The following is a 19,449-nucleotide window of genomic DNA, read 5'->3' on the forward strand; positions in this document are numbered from 1 at the left end:
TATCAGTCCTCATCGACCTCCGGGGTTGAGGCCGTCCCATCTTCTGAGGCTGGCTCATCCTCCGGCAGGTCTTGAGAGCTCGCGCTTTCCCGAAACTCGCCAAGGCGCACTTTGCTCTCTTCGACCGCGCAGTAGAGCGTGGGCACCACAAAGAGCGTCAAAAGCGCGATGGTCATGCCCCCCACCGCCGGCACCGCCATCGGGATCATCACGTCGGCGCCGGTGCCGTAGCTCGTGAGCACCGGAAGGAGCGCCAGAATCGTGGTTGCCGTGGTCATCAGACAGGGGCGAATGCGGCGAAGCCCCGCCTCCACCACCCGCTCGCGCACCTGCTCGATGGTGTCGCTCTTGCCCTCATCAAAGCGTTGTTTGAGGTAGGTGGCCATCACCACGCCGTCGTCGGCGCCGATGCCGAAGAGCGCAATAAAGCCCACCCACACCGCCACGCTCAGGTTCATGGGGCCAATCTGGAAGATCTCGCGCATCGACACGCCAAAAAGACTCACGTCCAGAAACCAGGGCTGGCCGTAAAGCCAGATGAGCAGAAACCCGCCGCCGAAGGCCACGGCCACCCCGCTGAAGATGATGAGCGAAGTGAGCAGCGAGCGAAACTGCAGGTAGATTAAGAGCGCGATGATCACCAGGATCAAGGGCACGAGAATGCGCAGGCGAGCCTCGGCACGCAGGGAGTTTTCGTAACTTCCCGCGAAGCTCAGGCGCACGCCTTCGGCCAGGCTGAGCTCACCGCGATCCATGGCCTGATCGAGGGTCTGGCGCACGCTCTCCACCACGCTGACCTCGCTTGTGCCCTCGGCCGCATCGAACATCACGTAGGCCACCAGCGCGGAGTTCTCGCTGCGGATCATCTCCGGGCCGCGCTCGTAGCTCACCGTCGCTATCTCGCTGAGGGGCACCTGCGCGCCCGAGGCGGTGGGCACCAGAATGCGGTCGATGGCCTCCGGATCATCGCGAAGTTCGCGCGGATAACGCACGCGCATCTCAAATCGCTCGCGCCCCTCCACGGTCTGGCCGACGCTAATGCCGCCGATCGAGGCCTCGACCACCTGTTGGAAGGCCGCCATGGATACGCCGTAGCGCTCCAGGTGAGCCCGGTCGGGCTCGATGATGAGGTAGGGCTTTCCGACGGGACGGTCGGCGTTGACGGCCCCCTGGTTGACCAGGGGATGCTCGCGCAAAAGCTCCTGAATCTTCAGCGCGGCGTCCGCCAGATCCTCCAGGCTCTCGCCCTGCAACCGTACCGCCATCGGCGCGCGGATGCCGCTCTGCAACATCACCAGACGCGTGCTGATCGGCTGCAAAAGCGGCGCGGTGGTCAGGCCGGGGATATGGCGCGCCACATCGACGAGTTCGTCCCAGATGTCTTCCTGGCGGCGAATCTCATCGCGCCACTGGCGGTAAGGCAAACCCTTCGGATCTTCGATAAGACCGCCGGTCTCATCGCGCACAAACTCGCCAGCGGCGTCGACCTGAAAACGCATGCGGCGGCCCTGCGCATCGAGCACGTACTCGGGTTTGTACTGAATGATCGTCTCGACCATGGCCACCGGCGCCGGATCGAGCGCGCTCTCGGCGCGGCCGAGCTTGCCGACCGAGACCTCCACCTCGGGCACCGTCTCAAAGAGAAGATCGAGGCTCGCGAGCATGTCGCGGGCCTCACCCAGTGAGCCGTGCGGCATGGTCGAGGGCATGTAGAGAAAGGTACCCTCATCGAGATCGGGCATGAACTCGCGCTCCAGCCCCGGGAAGGCGTGATGGAGCCATTGACCGGGCGCGCTCTTCTGAAAGGCGTCGGGCATCCAGCCAAACGTGGCCGAAAAGCCCAGCCAGATCGTCAGCCCCAGGACCACAACGAGCGCCGGGGCGGGCAAAAAGACGGCTTTATGAGCCAGAATCCAGCGCAAAAGCGTCGGGTAGGCGATGCGAAAGAGCGAAAAGGAGCCCAGCACAAAGCCGACGACGAGCGCCACGACGATCAGGTTAGCGACGACGCCCTGCCCCGCTCCCAAAGGCATCCAGGAGGTGGTGAGCAACCAGGTGACGACGATGACGACTGCGGCAAGCCCGACCCATCGCAGCGCGCGGCGCGCCCAGATGTGCGCGGGGGTGTCCTGCCAGAAGCCACGGGCTTTGAGCACATCGTCGATGATCCAGGCCAGGCTGGAGATCAGAAGGGCCACGCCAATGCCGGCGTGGACGGTGAAGGTGAGCGCGAGAGCGCCGGCGGTGGCGGCCAGCCCCAGAAGAAGACGCGAGCGAAGCGAGCGGGCGCGCGCCCCCAGCACCCAGCTTGCTGCGGTGGGGATGATGAAGATCGCGATGATCAGGCTCGCCACCAGCGCATAGGTCTTGGTGAAGGCCAGCGGAGTAAAGAGTTTGCCCTCCTGACCGGTGAGCAAAAAGACCGGCAGAAAGCTCACAACCGTGGTGGTGATCGCGGTGAGAATCGCCGGCGCCACCTCCGAGGCGCCTCGGCCGATCACCGCCAGACGCGGCGCATCGTCGGGGGCCTCATCGAGGTGCTGGGCGATGTTCTCGGTCATGATGATGCCCATATCGACCATCGTGCCGATCGCGATCGCGATGCCGGCGAGCGCCACCACGTTGGCGTCAACGCCGGTGTACTTCATGGCCACAAAAGTCATGAGCACTGCCAGAGGCAAGAGCGCCGAGACGAGCAGGCTCGCGCGCAGATGCAGCATGATCAGCATCACCACGAGCACGGTGATCAGGATCTGCTGGTAGAGTGCCAGGCTGAGCGTGCCCAGGGTGCGATCGATGAGCTCGGAACGATCGTAAAAAGGCACGACCGTGACCTGGCTCACAGTGCCGTCTTCCAGGGTGCGCGAGGGCAAGGCGCGCTGCACCTCGTCGATGGCGTGTTTGACCTCGTCGATGACCTGTTTGGGGTTGGCGCCGTAGCGCGCGGTGACCACGCCGCCGACCGCCTCCACCCCGCTGCGCGTGAGCGCGCCGCGGCGGATGCCCGGGCCGGTGGTCACACGCGCCACCTCGTCGACCGTCACCGTGACCCCGTCGCGGGTGACCACCGGCGCGCGGGCGATATCATCGAGCGATTCGACGTAGCCCACCCCGCGGATCAGGTACTCCACCCCGTTGATCTCGGTGGTACGTGCGCCCACCTCGGCGTTGGACTGGCGCACCGCGTCGGCCACCTGGGCCAATGTGACGTCGTAGGCGCGAAGGCGAGCCGGGTCGACCTCGACCTGGTACTCCCGTACGTGCCCGCCAATCGAGGCCACCTCAGCCACGCCAGGAGCGCTGGCCAGGGCGTAGCGCACCGTGAAGTCTTGCAGGGTGCGAAGCTCCTCGGGCCCCCACCCGCCGGCGGGCTCCCCATCGGGGGTGCGGCCTTCGAGCGTGTACCAGAAGACCTGCCCCAGCGCGGTGGCGTCAGGGCCGAGCTGCGGCGCGACCCCCTCCGGCAGCAGTCCGCCGGGAAGACTCGCCAGGCGCTCGACCAGGCGCGCACGCGTCCAGTAATACTCGGCGTCCTCCTCAAAGATCACGTAGATCGACGAGAAGCCAAACATGCTCGTGCTGCGGATCGTCTCAACGCCGGGGACTCCGAGCAGCGCGGTGGTCAAGGGGTAGGTGATCTGATCTTCGATATCCTGCGGGGAGCGCCCGGGCCACTCCGTGAACACGATCTGCTGGTTCTCGCCAAGGTCGGGGATGGCGTCGACCGGCACCGGATCGCCGGGTTCACCCGCCCCCAGATCCATCGGTGCGACGTAAAGGCCCCAGCCGATCGCGGCCAGCGTAAAGACGACGACCAACAAGCGCTGCTGAAGCGCGCCCTCGATCAGACGCCCGATAAAGGAGGTTGAGGAGGTATCAGTGTGCATGATTTCCCCCGCTGTGATCGTGGCCCTGGTGAGCATCGTCGCCGGCATCGTCATCGCCGGCGCCCTTCTCCTCCAAAAACATCCCGCAGACCGGGCATTCGCCCGATTCATGCTGGGCGTAGTGGGTGGTGCCCATCTCGCAGTACCAGACCCCGTCGGGCAGACGCGCCGGATCGATGGGCGGCTCAAAGCGAGTACCCTCAGGGGCGACCTCCACCGGCTCGAGATCGTTCTGCTCGCTCATCATCGAGGGCCCACCGCGGATTTGCAGCGAGGCGTCGATGCGGAAAGCCCCCTGCGCGGCGACTTCGTCGCCGGCTTTAAGGCCATCTTCGATGATCACCCGGTCGCCGATGCGTTCGCCGAGTTCGACCTGCACCGGAACATAAGCCGGCGGTTCGAGCGCGGGATCGAGCTGGTACACGAGCGAGCGCGGCCCCGTCCACAACACCGCGCTGAAGGGCAATGAAAGAAGATCGTCATCGCCGACGCGGCGCTCCAGTGAGGCTTCCACAAACATGCCCGGGCGAAGTTCGCCCCCCTCATTGGGAAGCGGCACCCGCGCGAGCATCACGCGCCGCTGTGGCTCGATCTCCGGCGCGATAAAGTCCACTCGCCCCTCCAGGGTGCGATTGAGGGCGGGGATGGTCACCTCGACCGGTTGGCCGACCGAAACGCGGGGGATGTCCTGCTCGAAGATCTCCAGCTGGGCCCAGACCGTGTCGAGCGCGGCCAGTGAGACGATGGACTGACCGGTAGTCACATAGTCGCCCACCGAGACCTGGCGTTCACGCACCGTACCGCTGGCCTGGGCAAAGACATCGACCGTCTCGCGGGCGACGCCCTCAGCGAGCACCGCATCGATCTGGCGCGTCTCCATGCCGAGCAGGCGAAGTTCATCGCGCACCGCGCGCATCGAGGCCTGGGCGGCCGCCGTGCGCGAGGGGCTGTCGACGCTTCGGGCGTCTTCGAGGTTGCGCTGCGCCTGAATCAGGGTCTGCTGTGCGCTGAGAAGTTCGGGGCTGTAGATGCGTGCGATGCGTTGGCCGCGTTTGACCGTCTCACCGCGGGCGTTGACGTAGAGGCGCTCAATGCGACCGCCCACCCAGGCGCTCAGGTCAACCTCGGCCTGCTCGCTGACTTCGAGTCGACCAAAGACCTCCAGATGATCGTCGAGCGGGCCTGCCTGCACCCGGGCGTTGGCGACGCCTGCCAGGCGTCGGGCGCCCTCCGAGAGCCGCACAGACGGGACGTCGCCCTCGTCGGAGCTGGAGCCCCCCGGCACAAGATCCATAAAACAGATCGGGCAGGTGCCCGGGCCGTCCTGACGGACCTGGGGGTGCATCGGGCAGACATATTCCTGGGCCGGAGCATCTTCGGCAGCGCTCTCAGATGCAGCACCCGCCTCCTCTGCGTGGGACGTCTCATCGGAGCATCCGACCGATGCGCTCATCAGGATAAAAGCAGCAAACAACGCCAGCGCGCTGCGTGATTGGGTGATCTTCATTGTTGACCTCGCAGGGTGGCCGGGTAGGCCCAGGGGCTCTCAGCAGCGAGCTGGCCGGCGCTTAAGTATTGAAGTTCAATAATCTGGTTGGCGCGTTCGGCTTTGAGTTCGAGGTAGCGGCCGTGCAGGTCCCACTCCTCGCGCACCGCGCCCAGATAGTCGGTCACCGAGCGCTGACCGACCTCCACGCCGGTGAGCACCTCGGCGCTCACGAGCGATGCCATGGGCATGAGCTCTTCGCGGTAGGCCTCCACACGCTCGTCGGCCTGGGTGGCGCGAGCGCGGGCTGACTCCATCTGCGCCAGAAGCTCGCGCAGCGCCCCGGCGCGCGCCTCCTCGGAGGCCGACGCGCTGGCCTGCCAGCGCCTCGCCTCGGTGCCGTAGCGCCCGCCCCAGATCGGCAGCGCGATCGAGAAGCCCACCTGAAAGACGTCGTGGCGCGGATCATCGTGGCTGTACATCGGGGCCATATTTCCGTAGCCGATCATGACCTGGGGAGGCGGACGAAGTTGGCGCTCCACAAGCTCCTCCTGAGCGCGAGCCCGGGCGCGCTCAGCCTCAAAACGCGCCAGCGCTGGCGAGCCCGCCTCGATCATTTTTGCGAGCTCATCGCGCGGGGGAAGATCGAGAGTCCAGTCGAGGATGGCGGTGGTTTCGGGCAGCTCCAGCGCGTCAACGCCCACGCCCAGCAGGTTGGCCAGACGCCCTTTTGCCGCATGCAACATCGCCTCTTCCTCCTGGCGCATATCTTCAAGGCGCGCCTCAGCGAGTTGCAGGCGATAGAGATCGGCATGCTCCGCTCGCCCCACCGAGAGCGTCGCCTCAATGATGCGACGTACATCGGCCACCAGCCCGGCCTCCTCATCGATATGCAGGAGCATCTCCCGGGCGCGGGCAATGGCCACAAGCTCCCGGCGCACATCGCGAAGCACCCGGTGAGCGGCGGCGCGCTCCTCGGCGCGCGCGCCCTGCTCCATCGCGCGGGCCGGCGCGGCGCTGGCGCGGCGCGTGGCCGGCCAGGGGATGGTCTGCATCAGCGTGACCATATGGTCGGTAGTCAGATGCGCCGCCCAGGGCGTGCTGATCTCGGCCATGTACTCGACGCGAGGCTCGGGCCAGCGGCCCTCTTCCACCTCGGCGGCGAGTGCGGCCTCTTCGGCGCGCGACGCCGGGGCGCGCACGCTGGGGTGATTCTCCAGGGCGCGCTCATCCAGCGCGGCGATGGTCTCACCGGAGGGCATCGCCGCCGGCGCCCGGCGATGATGCTCGCCCTGGTGGGGAGCGTTGTCTGGCGAAGGGTCGGTGTCGCTGCGCTCCTGAGCGCTGGCGGTGGACGCAAGAAGCCCGCTTGCTCCCAGCGCCATGACCCACGTGCACAGCGCGACTGACACGCGCCGCGAATGCGTTGGCATGGTCCTACCTCTTGAGCCCATTCGGGGCTCAATCCGCACAAAAGCTCAATCTATGATCGCAATACGATCACAAAAGCCCTTGCGATGCTCATTTTAAAGGGACGAATGCACTTGAGCGCCGGCAGGCGCGCGCCTCATCGAAGGCGCGCGTCATCAAAGACGCAGCGTCTGCACTCGCAGGTAGGTCGGAGCTGCATCTGTAGCATGCTCCACACCGGGAGGGGGGGATCGCCAGGGTGGCGAGGGATCGTGAGCCGCGCTCTGCGCCAGCAGAATGCCCTCGGGCATTCCGGGCGCGGGCAGCTCTACGAGAAGGGGCGCGGCCAGGAGCTGCGGGCGCAGCTCTCCGGTCGTGACGGCTCCCGAGGTATCAGCGACTACCGGGGCCTGGGGAGCCTCTTCGGCCATATCGCAACCGCAGCAGCACTCCTTGTCCTCAGAGTCGTCGGAGCCTTCGCCGTGGGAGCAGGAACACGCCCCCGGGCTCGTCTGCACGCTCACCACCGAGGCCTGCGCAGACGCGCAGAGGCAGGGCACGCTCAACGCGATGGCAAAAATCGCCATGAAGAGCGGACCCAGCAAGGTCTCGATGCGGATGGACAGATTCATAAGAAGGCTCCCGAGGTCAGTCACGTCAACATGACGCCTCTCAGGGGTGCAACCTTACGCACGACAAACTTATTCGTCCAGATCCGATGCAGAATCGCCCCGGTCGCCAGGAGATCGAACGCTGGAAGCCTCGGGCGCCTCGCAGAGATGGCTCTGAGCGTCGGCGGCCTCAATAGCCCGCAGCACCGCGCGGCTGAGCTCGGCAGCGTCGCCTCCGTGAAAGTGATGTGTGGCGGCGTCTTCGCCTTGTTCGAACATCACCACGGTGCCCACCAGGCAGGGGCCTGCAAAAAACACCCAGGCGCCGCTTCGGGCCACCGGTCGGCGCTCCATAACGCGGCCGTCGCGGTCGCGGATCAGCAGAACGTGGTCGCTGGTACCCGTCTTTCCACCGACCTCCCAGGTCGTCTGGCCGATCTGCCAGGGCGCATCGGTGGCGTGGCCGGTGCCACGCTCGGCCACACGAAGCAACAACTTCTCCACGGCGCGGGCGACCTCCGGGCCAAACGCGCGCACCGGCGGCGTCGGCGCCGGGCGAAGCCAGGTCTCGTAGGGCGTGCCCTCAAAAAGACGCACCCCTTCAACGCTATCAAGCCGCGGGACCAACCCGCCGGCGCGCACCGCGGCGACAAGCAGGGCCAGGGAGGCGGGCCGGTCGCCGGAGCTCCCCAGCGCCGTGGCCAGCGAGGGAGTCAGCCGCTCAAAGGGGTAGCCTGCGCGCGCCCACTCCTTTTGCAACACCCCGAACACCTCTTCCTCGACGGCATAGTGGACGCCGCGCCGGGTGTCGATTGCGGTGGTGTGTGCGGCGACCCAGTCGCGGGCGTCGGAGCGGATGTTGGCCGTGGCGAGCATCACCTCGGTGAGCGAGGCCTCGGGGTTTTCGACAAGGGCCGCGATGGCGGCCAGCTCCAGAGGGTCTTGATCGTCCCAGGGTTCGACGTCAGCGGGTGCGTCTGTCGCAAGCGAGGCGTCGGCACAGGGGTGGGAGGCATCCAACGTCGCGGCGCTGCCAATCGCCCGGCGAAGCCGGGCGCAGCGGACGTCGGTGGGCTCAAGACCGGCCAGGGCCTGGCGAGCCATCATTGAAACGTCGCTGTGGTGGTGACGAAAGTAGGCGTCGCGCACCAGGCGCTCGGCCGACATCTTCAGATGACGCTCAAAAAGTTCGTCGAAACGCGGATGCTCCCCGGCCACAACCGCCTCAATGGGCGCGCCGTAGATGCGATGGGCATGAAAGGCCACAACTTCCCGCAGCAGACGCACAAAAGGAAGGTTGGCCGAGGCGACAAAGGCCGAGGCCACGTTGAAGTAGCGCGTATCATGCTCCGGGTTGACGTTCTGAAACTCATGGGGGCCGCCGCCGGTGTAAAACACCTCATCGGGGTCGGCGGAGACGGGGCGTTGCAGGGCGCGCTCCAGAAGCTCATCGAGGGGAAGAACCGGGTCGGCCGTGAGCTCCCGGGTGACAAACTGGCTGAGGGGGTCGGAGGCCACGGGGCTTCCTGCGGCGCGCTCCTCAAAGATCGTCTCCACCGCGCTCAGATACGAGACAAGCACTCGAAGTTTTGAGGTTGAGCCCAGGTCGACGCGCCCCTCCGTGCTCAGATCCACGACGCGAGGCTCGGTGTCGACGATGGCGCGGGGCTCGAGTCGGCCGGCGCTTCGGGCGAAGATCGCAACGCTTGTGCGCGCCGGAGGTTGAGCGGCCTCGATCTCACGGCGCAACGCCTCCTGAAGCGCTGCGTCGTAGGTTGTGGTCACCTGCGCATCGCGCTGGCGCATCACCGCACGCTCCTCACCGCTGAGCGCCCCCCACTGCCGGGCAGCGAGCGCGCTCAGGTAACCTCCTCCCCCCTTTACGGGACGTTTTGACGGGGCTTTCTTCACCGATAATGATCGTGAGGCGATCACATGACCCCATTCGCGGGTTACTTTCCCCTCATCCACCAGAGTGTTGACCAGAGCGTCGACGCGCCGCTCCAGCGCGTCGAGACCACCGGGGAGGTAGCGCGCGGGGCGCTGCTGGGCAATGATCAGGGCGAGCATCTCGCGCTCGAGCTGCGCGCGCTGCGCATCACTGCGCTGGCGATTTAACCCCTGCGCAACCTCTTCAGGCGGACGACCAAACCAGGCCCACATGCCTTCAAAGACGCCCTGAACCGGCCCGTAACCCGGCCTATGGCCCAGCGGCACCGAGTTGAGCCAATCCACAACGATTTGCTCAGCCCAGGCGTCGGCCGCTCGCCCCTGATGGTAAGTGCGCAGCCAGGCGGTGAGCGTCTGGCGGGCTTTTTCCCGAGTGCCGGAAGTTCGCCCGTCGGGGGAGTGGCGAAACTTCTCCATCTGCACCGCCAGGGTGGAGCCCCCGATGGCCGGCGCGTCGCTGCCCAGGCGGGCGCGCACCTGGCTGACGGTCGCCACCCCCAGGCGCGTCCAGTCTACGGCCGGGTTGGTGTAGGGATGCGCGCGCTCGGAGAGCGCGCGGTTCTCCAGGAGCCTGGCTGCGTCCATCGCCAGGCGTGGCGGCGTCTTCCAGACCACCTCGGGATAACTCCAGCGCTCCAGCGTTCTCCCGGCGCGATCGGTTAACGTCAGCCCGGCCTGAGGCTCCAGCGCAAAGATGGGATAGATCTGATCCGAAAACGCTCCCCCTGGAGCAGACGTCGGCGCGTGAGCGGCCGCAACCACCTCAAAGCCGCGCTCCTGCAAATGCGCCACCATCTCACGATGGTTGGCATAGCCGCGGGCGCGATCCCAGGGCCCATCGGGGGCCTCGATGGAGGGCGGCGTAGCGCCGGCCTGCACGCGGTAAACGGGCACCGCCTGGCGAGCCAGGCTCACCCCCATGGCGGACTGCAGCGCCGAGGTGCGCACCTCCTGCCACACCACCGCCAGCGCGCTGAGCAGCACCAGACCCGGCACCACCGTCACCGATACCCACCAGGGCGCCCTGGACATCCCTCCACCTCCAAGTTGACGTATGCGATGCGAGCGTTGCCGTCTCAAACGACCGCCCACGCACGCCCATCAACTCAAAGATAAACACCCCGCCGCCGCCCTTCCCCCTCGCCAGCCCAACCTCATTGCGTCTGGCGAGCTACTCGGCCGGCGCTGCGCCCTTCATCTCCTCGTGGGGATCTTCACGCTCGTACTTCGGGCGCACCACCGCCCCCGGTCCCGGCGCAATCCCCGAGCCCACTCGCCGCGCCCACACCTGGGTGAGCTCTGCGCCAAAGAGCACGATGACCCAGGAGTAATAAATCCAGACCAGAATCACCGCCAGGGTGCCCGCCGCCCCGAACACCGAGCCCACCCCGGAGCGCCCCAGATAGGTGCTGATCGCGAACTTCCCCAGCCCGAAGAGCACCGACGTCATCGCTGCGCCCACCCACACATCCCGCCAGGCCATCTTCACATCGGGCAACACCTTGTACATCGCGCCAAAAACGGCGGTAAAAAAGATCAACCAGACTACGCTATCACCCAGCCTCCACAGCCACACCGGGGTGGTGATCAGGTAGGCAAAATAGGTCTCCACCACCGCGATGATCGAGCCCACCAGAAGTGATCCCATCAGCAGCAGCCCGAAAAAAAGCACCATCGAGAACGCCAGCAGGCGGCGTTTGATCGTGTAGAGGATCCCTTTGTCGGGGTTGGCCTGAACCCTCCAGATCATGTTGAGGGCGTCCTGCAGCGCCGCAAAGATCGCCAGCGCGCCAAAGAGCATCGTCCCCAGACTCACCAGCGTCGCTCCCAGGCCCGTCTCATTGATGCGCACCCCGCGCAGCATCTCCTCGATGAACTTCGCCGCATCGAGCCCCACAAACTCCTCAAGTTCACCGACGACCTGGCCCTGCACCGCCGCCTCACCGAAGACCAGCCCGGCCACCGCGATGCCGATCACCAAAAGCGGCGCCATCGAGAAGACCGAGTAGAACGCCAGCGCCGCGGCCAACCGCAACGCCTTATCATCGTTCCACTCCTTGAACGCCTGCCCCACAAAACTCAAAAAGGGCATGATGGGGGCGAGCACTTCAAGCGCCCTCTCCTTGATTTTCATGCCGTCTTTCCTTAGGTTTTGCGGCCACCAACGTTGATAGATTCGGTCGTGCTTCGGTGGCAGCAATCTCACCACCGAAGACGCGTTCGTCAACCGCTGGTCATTGCGCTCTGAGTGCTTATTTAGCCTCCAACGATGAGCGCCCCCGGCCGCTGCAACCTTTGCCCGCGCGCGATGTATCTCGCCATGCGGCCGGCCCGCTGAAACCCCTTTTGCAATCGAGCTGTATGATGCCTTCGATGATCAAGTCCTTCTTCAGTCGTGACTTTGACTACTCTCCCCTGCACCGAATCCTGGAAATCGTCGCGATCTTGAGCTTTTTTGCGCTCGTGGTGGTGATCAGCGCCCGCGCCATCAGCGGGCTCAGCGTGCTGGGGTGGCAGACCGCCGCCTGGCTCGTTCCCCTGACGGCCGTGATGGGCTACGTGGGCGCGGACTTCGCCTCGGGCTTTGTGCACTGGATGGGCGACACCTTCGGCAGCGAAGAGACCCCGGTGCTTGGCGAGCGCTTTGTGAAACCTTTTCGCGACCACCACACCCACCCCCAGGGCATCTGCGAGCACGACTATGTGACGGTCAACGGCAACAACTCGATCGTGCTGGCGCTCTACATGGTGCCCATCGCGCTCTTTTTTACCGATCCGACCCAGATCTGGCAGCTGCTGGTGCTGGCCTTCTCGGTGACCTTCACCTGCGGGGTGTTCATGACCAACCAGTTCCATAAATGGGCGCATATGGACAACCCGCCGGGCTACATTCGCCTTCTGCAGCGCTTCAACCTGATCCTGACGCCCACCAACCACGATTTTCACCACACCGCGCCCTACGACACCTACTACTGCATCACCTGCGGCTGGCTGAACCCGATCCTCGAGCGCATCAAGTTCTTTGAGACGCTCGAAAACGTGGCGCGACGCGCGTTTGGCATCAAGACGGTGCACGACCAGCCCGACGCGGCGCGCAACCAGCAGGCCTGAGACAATAATGGCGCCCGTCCTTCCCCCCTCGGCCGGCGCGCTGCTTCGGCGTGCAGCCGGTCCGGCCATCGCCTCGATGTTCGAGGGCCTGGCCGCAGTCGGCGCGCTGCACCCGAAGGCTCGCCCCGACGTCCACGGCATTGAGCGCCTGCGCGACATCCCCTACCGTGAGAGTGGGCTTGAAGCTCATCTGCTCGATATCTACCGGCCCATCGACTGCGACGATGCGCCGGTACTTTTTTATGTGCACGGCGGCGGCTTTCGCATCCTCTCCAAAGACACCCACTGGGTGATGGGGCTGGCCTTTGCGCGCGCGGGTTTTGTGGTGGTCAACATCAATTACCGCCTGGCCCCGGCGCACCCCTTTCCGGCGGCGCTCGTCGACGCGAGCCGCGCGCTGGGGTGGGTCCAGGATCACATCGGCGAGTATGGAGGGGACCCCGACCGCCTGGTGATCGCCGGGGAGTCGGCGGGTGCCAATCTGGCGTGTGCGCTGACCCTGGCCACGAGTCTGCGCGCCGAGCCGGGCTGGTTGCAGGAACTCTTTGATCGCGAAGTTCGCCCCACGGCCACCATCGCCGCCTGCGGCATGTTGCAGGTCTCCGACCCGGATCGCTTCCGACGGCGCAAAAAACTCCCCGGCTGGCTCTACGATCGCATCGAAGAGGTCTCAAACGCCTATCTTGGAGCCTCCAGCTACGCGCAGCGGCGCTCGGAGCGCTGGGCCAACCCCCTGATACTCATCGAGTCTCTGGCGGGCCCTGAGGCTTTTGCGCGCCCCCTGCCCCCCTTCTTCACCCCTGTGGGAACGCGCGATCCCATCCTCGACGACACCCGGCGCCTGGCAAAAGCGCTGCGCCGGCTTGAGACACCGGTCGTCGATCGCTACTACCCTGGCGAGGTGCACGCCTTTCATGCCTTTGTGTGGAGAGAGCAGGCCCGGCGCTGCTGGGAAGACACCTTCGCCTTCTTGCAGCAGCACGGGCCCGCCATGGATTCGGGGGGCTGAGGCTCAGGCGCCAAACTTGTTGAAACGCCGCGCCTCAGCGAGCGCCAGCGGAAGCAGGTCGCGCGAGGCGCGAAGCCCCAGCGTTCCCCCGAGCACCTCGCGCTCATTAAAGGCCTCCACACCCCCGCTGAGCACGGTCTTCGACCAGAGCGCGGTGGGGATCGGGTGCCAGGAGTGATCCCCCAGAATCGCAGGCGTGCAGTGGTCGCCGGTCAGCGCGATCACATCAAAGCCCATCTCGGTGACTTTCTTAAAGAGGGGGTCGCAGCTCTCAAAGACGCCGACTTTTCCGTCAAAATCAAAGACGTGGGCAAAGCCGTCGGTCTCTTTGATGTGCAGGTAAAAGAAGTCGTACTGGTCGAACGCCGCCTCCAGCGTCTCGACCTCATCGGCGTGCTCCATCGAGCCGACCTCCAGCACATCCATACCCACAAGGCGGGCGATGCCCTTGTACATCGGGTAGGTCGCGATCGCCGCGGCGCGAATGCCGTAGAGCTCCTCGAGTGTAGGAATGCTGGGGGCGGCGCCGATGCCGCGCAACAGAACGGTGTTGGCCTCGGGCTCCTCCGCGAGGATGCGGGTGGCCTGGGCGATGATCTCATTGACGATCGACGCGGAGCGCTCGGCCTCGGGGCTCTCCGCCTCCACCGGTTTGGGGGGCACACCGCTCTTCTGAGGGTCGGCGTCGCTGAGCCCTCCCACAAGGCCCGGACCGCGCAGGAGCAGCGCAAAGCGGTGCTCTTTGCCCGGATAAACGTAAATCTCATAACCCTCCACCGAGAGCTCGCGGCTGAGCTTCTGGCAGACCCGCCGGCTCTCGGCGGTGGCGATCTTGTTGGCGCGCCGATCAGAGATCACCTGCTGGTCACCGCGCTTCTCCAGCGTGGCGAAGTTGCCGCGCATGGCCAGATCACCGGCGCGAATGCTGACATCGCTGGCCAGCTCCCCGTTGAAGAAAACATCTTCGGCGCCCAGCACCTCGAGCACGCCGCGGGGAAGGTCAAACTGGTCGAGCGGATAACCAAAGAGCGAGAGGTGCCCGGGCCCACTCCCCGGGGTCACGCCGGCGCCGTGCGGCACAAGCCCACCGCAGCTGGCCGAGCGCGCAAAGGCGTCAATCGCCGGGATGTTCGCCGTCTCAAGCTCGGTCTTTCCGGTCTCCGGATGTGGCAGCCCGCCGATGCCGTCGAAGACCCAGAAGAGGATCTTGCTCTGGTTCTTGACGACGAGTTCCTGCAACAAGTTGATGCGTTCCATGTCACCTCCCTTCAAAACCCTTCAGGTTGTTCGCTTTAAAAGATAAGGCAGCGCGCATGCACGACCTCCTCGCGCCCCGAATACAACCGGAGGCTTTAGCCGAAAAAAGCCGACGAAGCAGGCGTCGCTGCCTGGATAACTACTGGTTGGTATCGGCCGGATCTGGCGAGATGCCCTGATCGATGATCTGCTCGTAACGCTTGAGCCGTCGCTGGCCCTCGGCGTTCTCCGGATCGATCTCCAGGACCCGACGCACCGCGTCGCGCGCCTCGGCCCACTGCCCGCGACGCTCCGCCAACTCCGACTGCTTGAGAAAGAGCGGCACCGCGTGGGCGAGCTTGTACTCCGGCATGATCCGGGTTCGGTATCCGTGACGCGTGGGGCGCTTGGCCAGCGCGGCATACGCCGCCTCCACCCGCTCATTGATCTCGCGCACCCGCTGATGCACTTCCTCTTCGAGCTCGGCGGGCACACGCTGCGGATCAAACTGCGCCTGAAGCTCGTGGTACGCCTTCTCAATGACCTCCGAGTAGCTCGACCAGTGCACGTTGAGCACCTCAAAATAACTCGCCTTATGCACGCTGAGGTACTTCACGGTGACGTTCTCGCGCAGACGCTCACGCACCACCGTCTGGTGCAACGAACGATCAAAGTGCAGAAGTCCCATCCGGTGCAGCGCGAAGACCACAGCGAAGGTCTCCGCCGGCGGAAGCGCGCTCTCGGTGAGAACTTCGCGCAACCTCCGCCGCCCGTTGAGCACCTTATCGACCAGGCGAATCTGCGAGGCGGCGCTCACCGCGCGCTCCAGGCGATCGCGCTCCTGAACGAGCACCTCCGGGTAGGTGTCGAGCTCGGGCGCCATGGTCTGCTCGCGCTCCCTGGCCGAACATTGCGAGAGCCCGCGCACCAGGCGATCGTAGATGATGCGCTCCACCGCCACGTGCACGCGCAGAGGCGGCTGAGGCAAAAAGTCCGCCGGCAACGACGACGCATCAAAGACCTGGAGGCTGCCCTCCCGCTCCTCGCAGAACTCGCGCAGCAAAAAGGTCAATCGGCCCGAGATGGCATGGCGGATGCGCTCCGGATCGAGGATGTCGAGCTCCATCAGGCTGCGCGCCAGCGTCGTGCCCAGCTCATCGGCGTGGGCCGCAGCCATCGCCAGCTGCCGCTTGGTGATGCGGTTGGCCGCCTGAAGCATCGGCCCGAGCTCCGAGCCCGGGGTGCGCGGCTGGCTGCTGATCTCCACAATGTAGCCGCTCTCAAAGAGCAGCTGACGACCTTCTTTGCCGTGGCGATGGGTTACCGCCCCGGTAAAACCGCTGGCGGAGAGCTGCAAGAGGATATCCAGCACACGCTCACCGGCGAGCTCTTCGACGCGATCGGGATCGCCATCGGGCTCAAACCAGGGGGGCGCCGGGCCGTAAAACTCGCGGGTGACAAGCCCCGACTCCAGCGAGTGCTGGGTGGAGCGCACCACATCCATATCCGGATCGGGCATGTCGAAGCGTCGCCGTCCGGTGGTCTGCATGGTGCGTTTGACGCCGCTTCGGCGCGAGCCGTAAGGCGCAAACGAACGCATCGGATCATCGGCGACCTGCACCGCCGGCCCGCTATGATGGTCCTGAAAGGAGTCATGCACCCCGGGGGCGCTCTCATCGGCGGCCTGCTCTTCGATTTCACGGCGGCGATCATCGGCGATGGCCTGCAGCGCCACGCGATCCTCGCGACTCAACCCGGAGACCTCAATGGCGGTGCCCCGCGCCGACTGATGCACCACGCGAGCGCGCGCCTCCACCTCCAGGTGCGCGCGCGGAAAACTCAACTTCACCTGCACGATCTCATTGAGCCCCGGGGGGTGCTCCAGCTGCACCAGCACCGCGCCAACTTCCAGGATCTGATGCAGGAGGCTGTCGATGAGATCATCGCTCTCGGCCACGATCTCCACATCGGCGCGCACGCGCCCGCCCTGATGGGTGGAAGCCACAGGGCTGACGACGCCCTTCTCAATGCGCCCGGTCCATCCCCCGGAGCTTTCCTGCGCAGCGGAGCGCTCTCGCCGGGCAAGCACCTCATCGAAGATCGCCCGCGCGCTTGATGGGGTCACCTCGGCAAAATGCTCCGACATCAAGCTGTGCAGCGCATCGAAGAGTGCCTGCTCATCACTCGACCACTTGCTCTGACTCATGCGGGGTCCGGGACGAAACGTGTTGGAAAAACGAGATGGCTCTTCGCATCGTTTCAAGGGGGCGAAGAGGTGTCAATCATGGCCGGGTAACTTTCCGTCATGGCCATCCTCATCAGACTTATCCTCGCCAGAAGCATCGTCACCGGGAGCCTGCGCGGAAGGCGGCTGCGACGGTTTCGCCGCAGGCGCAGCGTCTTCAGCAGGCGTGGACTCCCCGGCGCCTGCACCCTCGTTCGTCGCCTCCGATGCAGGCTCGGGGTCGGCTTTTGACTGCGCCTCGGCAACCTCCAGCGCGTGCAGAGCGGGAGATAGCGGAGAGTTGGTGCTGAGCTGAAGGCCGACCTGCTCGCCATCTTCACCGGTGAGGATGCGCGCGCGCACGTGCATCTGTGCCGGGCTGGTGGCCTTGCCGGTATAAAACGAGGTCGTCTCATACCAGGCAATAATATCGGGCAGGAGCACCTTGAGCGCGCCGGTGACCGGGATCGCCAGCAAGATCCCCAGCAGCCCACCGATGTTGCCGCCGAGCAAAAGCACGATGATGACGGTCACAGGCTTCAGCCCCACCTTATCGCCCACGATGCGCGGAGTGATAACATAGCCCTCCAACATCTGCGTCACGCCAAAGACGATGCCCACGCCGATGAGCGCGCCCCACCCGCTCCACTGGATGAGCACAACGAGCACCGCCAGAAGTGAGCCCACGGCAAACCCGAAGTACGGGATCACGTTGAGAAATCCCGCCAGAAGGCCGATGACCACCCCGGACTGTACATCGAGCCCGAAGATGCCGTAGACGATTCCCAGCCCCAGCGCGTACATCCCGGCCAGGATCAGTGCGACCTGAATCTGCCCGCGGAACCACTGACCGACGGCCTGGTCCATCTTCTGCAGGCGATCGATAAAAAGCTCATAGCGGTGCGGCGGAATGAAGCGCATCAGCGAGCGCCGTCCCAGGTCGAAGTCGCGCAAAAAGTAGAAGGTAAAGAGCGGGATCATCACCGCGTTGACCAGACTCGCAACCACCGCGCCGGTGCGCGTAACCGCATTGGTGAGCGCCGAGCCCACATGCTGACCGATGGTCGGCAACGCTTCGCGAATCTGCCCGCCGTAGCGCTCCATCGCCGCCGCAGCGGTCGAGGGCATCTCAATGCCGAAGGTGCGCTCCGCCCAGGGAAGCGCATCGCGCTGAAGGGTCTCCAGCAAGGCCGGAAAACTCTCCACGACCAGGCGCGCCTGATTGGCAAGGGTCGGGTAGAGGAAGATCGCGAAGATCGTCACAAAGATAAGCCCGGCCAGCAGTACGAGCAGGATCGCCGGTGTACGTCCCAGCCCGCGCGCCTCCAGCCGGTCGATGGTCGGGTCGAGCAGATACGCAAAGAGCAGGCTGACGAAGATCGGAAAGACCACCGCCGCGAACTTCCCCAGCGTCCAGAAGATGGCCCCCAGGATCAGCCCGAAGACCAGGAGCTTGGCCAGCAGGTAGGGGTAGCGACCAAAGCGCTCCCACTGCGCGCCGGCGTCGAGGTGTGGGCCCGGACCATCGTTGTGATTCGTCATACATTCACTCAGTCAAAAGCATCATTGAAGGGCGCGGGCTTTTGAAGTCGCCGCGCTAAAAGCCCTGCTCGTAAGGCTCAATCCACAGCTCGTGGACGCCCTCCATCCGAGATCCGGCCACCGGGCTGATTGAGAAGTTATCAAAGCTGTGGCCCTCAAGCACCCGCACCGCGTACTCGATCACGTCTGGCGAGGTGAGCTCCCCGGGGTTGATCTCCAGGGCGATGATGCCCTCGCTGGCCCAGCGTTCCACCACCGCGTGAACTTCGTCGAGCTCCAGCAGGCGCTCGCGCACCCGCTCCAGGTGGCCGGCCTTGCCGGCGTTTCGTACCGCCAGCAGCGGCTCGGCGGTGGCGATACCCACCGGTCCGGCCACTCGCCGAAGTCCGCGTCCGGCCACATCCCCGAGCGCCCCGCCCACTTCCTGGCGAGCGCTCTCAAGCAACGCGCCCAGATCTTCGCCGTAATAATGGCGGGTCACCGTAAAACGCTGCAGCGAGACGCCTTCGACCGAGCCGGCGGCGACCAGCTCAAGCTCTGCGCTCGCTTCGATCCCCTCGACGCCCAGCGGCCACACCGGCCCCATCGCCCGGTAGGTCACCTGCCCCACCAGCACTCGCTCCCCACCGAGGAGCGCGCCGAGCTGGGCGGCGTTGGCCGTGGAGAGCGCCGGGCGTCGGTAAATCCGGGAGATGCTCTGCTGCGGGCTTGTGGCAAGACTCACCCCGCGCGCCTGTAGCGCGGCATTGAACGCCTCATCGCTGGGGGTCCAGCGCGGCTGACCAGCCTCACTCCACCAGAAGGTCACCCGGGGTTGGTCGCCCAGAATGCCGGCCTCAACCACCTCGGTCATCAGCGCAACCACCTGGCCGCGCCCCTGGGCCTGAGCCTGTGCAGGCAGCACAAAGCTCAAGAGCACCGCCGCATAGATCCACCACACTCGCTTGCTCATCATCACTGCTCCTGCGCCAGCTGAAGGCGCC

Annotated in this window: 12 protein-coding genes; 2 read left to right on the top strand and 10 right to left on the bottom strand. The window is 65.4% G+C overall.

Annotation, left to right across the window (positions count from 1 at the left end; all coding sequences use genetic code 11):
- Positions 1–2: 2 nt before the first annotated feature.
- The 6 genes from FRC98_RS09260 to FRC98_RS09285 all read right to left on the bottom strand — a co-directional run bounded on the left by FRC98_RS09260 (position 3) and on the right by FRC98_RS09285 (position 11,478).
- The gene (locus FRC98_RS09260) at positions 3–3,887 is read right to left on the bottom strand and encodes an efflux RND transporter permease subunit (RefSeq protein WP_146981009.1); all 3,885 of its coding nucleotides are present in this window, start codon (positions 3,885–3,887) and stop codon (positions 3–5) included.
- Positions 3,877–5,394, bottom strand: a complete 1,518-nt coding sequence (locus FRC98_RS09265; RefSeq protein ID WP_146981010.1) for an efflux RND transporter periplasmic adaptor subunit — start codon at positions 5,392–5,394, stop codon at positions 3,877–3,879. The genes FRC98_RS09260 and FRC98_RS09265 overlap by 11 nt, the downstream gene beginning before the upstream one ends.
- Positions 5,391–6,806 carry a TolC family protein gene (locus tag FRC98_RS09270; protein ID WP_230467456.1) on the bottom strand — a complete coding sequence of 472 codons (1,416 nt, stop codon included), beginning with the start codon at positions 6,804–6,806 and terminating at the stop codon, positions 5,391–5,393. Before FRC98_RS09270 ends, FRC98_RS09265 begins: the two co-directional genes overlap by 4 nt.
- A gap of 153 nt (positions 6,807–6,959) precedes the next feature.
- Positions 6,960–7,415 (bottom strand): hypothetical protein, encoded by a 456-nt coding sequence (locus FRC98_RS09275; RefSeq protein WP_146981012.1) that lies wholly within the window; start codon positions 7,413–7,415, stop codon positions 6,960–6,962.
- A 69-nt stretch (positions 7,416–7,484) separates the two neighbouring features.
- On the bottom strand, positions 7,485–10,376 hold the full coding sequence (locus FRC98_RS09280) for a transglycosylase domain-containing protein (RefSeq protein WP_146981013.1): 2,892 nt from the start codon (positions 10,374–10,376) through the stop codon (positions 7,485–7,487).
- A 139-nt stretch (positions 10,377–10,515) separates the two neighbouring features.
- The gene (locus tag FRC98_RS09285; RefSeq protein WP_146981014.1) at positions 10,516–11,478 is read right to left on the bottom strand and encodes a YihY/virulence factor BrkB family protein; all 963 of its coding nucleotides are present in this window, start codon (positions 11,476–11,478) and stop codon (positions 10,516–10,518) included.
- A 230-nt stretch (positions 11,479–11,708) separates the two neighbouring features.
- On the opposite strand from FRC98_RS09285, the gene FRC98_RS09290 reads away from it, so the two are divergent.
- Both FRC98_RS09290 and FRC98_RS09295 read left to right on the top strand, forming a co-directional pair.
- Positions 11,709–12,455: a fatty acid desaturase CarF family protein gene (locus FRC98_RS09290; protein ID WP_230467457.1), complete on the top strand. Its 747-nt coding sequence runs from the start codon at positions 11,709–11,711 to the stop codon at positions 12,453–12,455.
- Positions 12,456–12,462: 7 nt separating this feature from the next.
- Positions 12,463–13,464 carry an alpha/beta hydrolase gene (locus tag FRC98_RS09295; RefSeq protein ID WP_146981016.1) on the top strand — a complete coding sequence of 334 codons (1,002 nt, stop codon included), beginning with the start codon at positions 12,463–12,465 and terminating at the stop codon, positions 13,462–13,464.
- Positions 13,465–13,467: 3 nt separating this feature from the next.
- On the opposite strand, the gene FRC98_RS09300 is transcribed toward FRC98_RS09295, so the two are convergent.
- The 4 genes from FRC98_RS09300 to FRC98_RS09315 form a co-directional block, all read right to left on the bottom strand.
- Positions 13,468–14,721, bottom strand: coding sequence for an alkaline phosphatase family protein (locus FRC98_RS09300; RefSeq protein ID WP_146981017.1), 1,254 nt, complete (start codon positions 14,719–14,721; stop codon positions 13,468–13,470).
- Positions 14,722–14,860: 139 nt separating this feature from the next.
- Entirely contained in the window at positions 14,861–16,906 is a 2,046-nt protein-coding gene (locus FRC98_RS09305; RefSeq protein WP_146981018.1) for a tetratricopeptide repeat protein, read from the bottom strand.
- A 72-nt stretch (positions 16,907–16,978) separates the two neighbouring features.
- Positions 16,979–18,466: an AI-2E family transporter gene (locus FRC98_RS09310; protein WP_146981019.1), complete on the bottom strand. Its 1,488-nt coding sequence runs from the start codon at positions 18,464–18,466 to the stop codon at positions 16,979–16,981.
- 55 nt (positions 18,467–18,521) lie between these two features.
- On the bottom strand, positions 18,522–19,421 hold the full coding sequence (locus FRC98_RS09315; protein WP_146981020.1) for a hypothetical protein: 900 nt from the start codon (positions 19,419–19,421) through the stop codon (positions 18,522–18,524).
- Positions 19,422–19,449 lie beyond the last annotated feature (28 nt).

Origin of the sequence: Lujinxingia vulgaris (assembly GCF_007997015.1) — a bacterium.
GTDB classification, from domain to species: domain Bacteria; phylum Myxococcota_A; class Bradymonadia; order Bradymonadales; family Bradymonadaceae; genus Lujinxingia; species Lujinxingia vulgaris.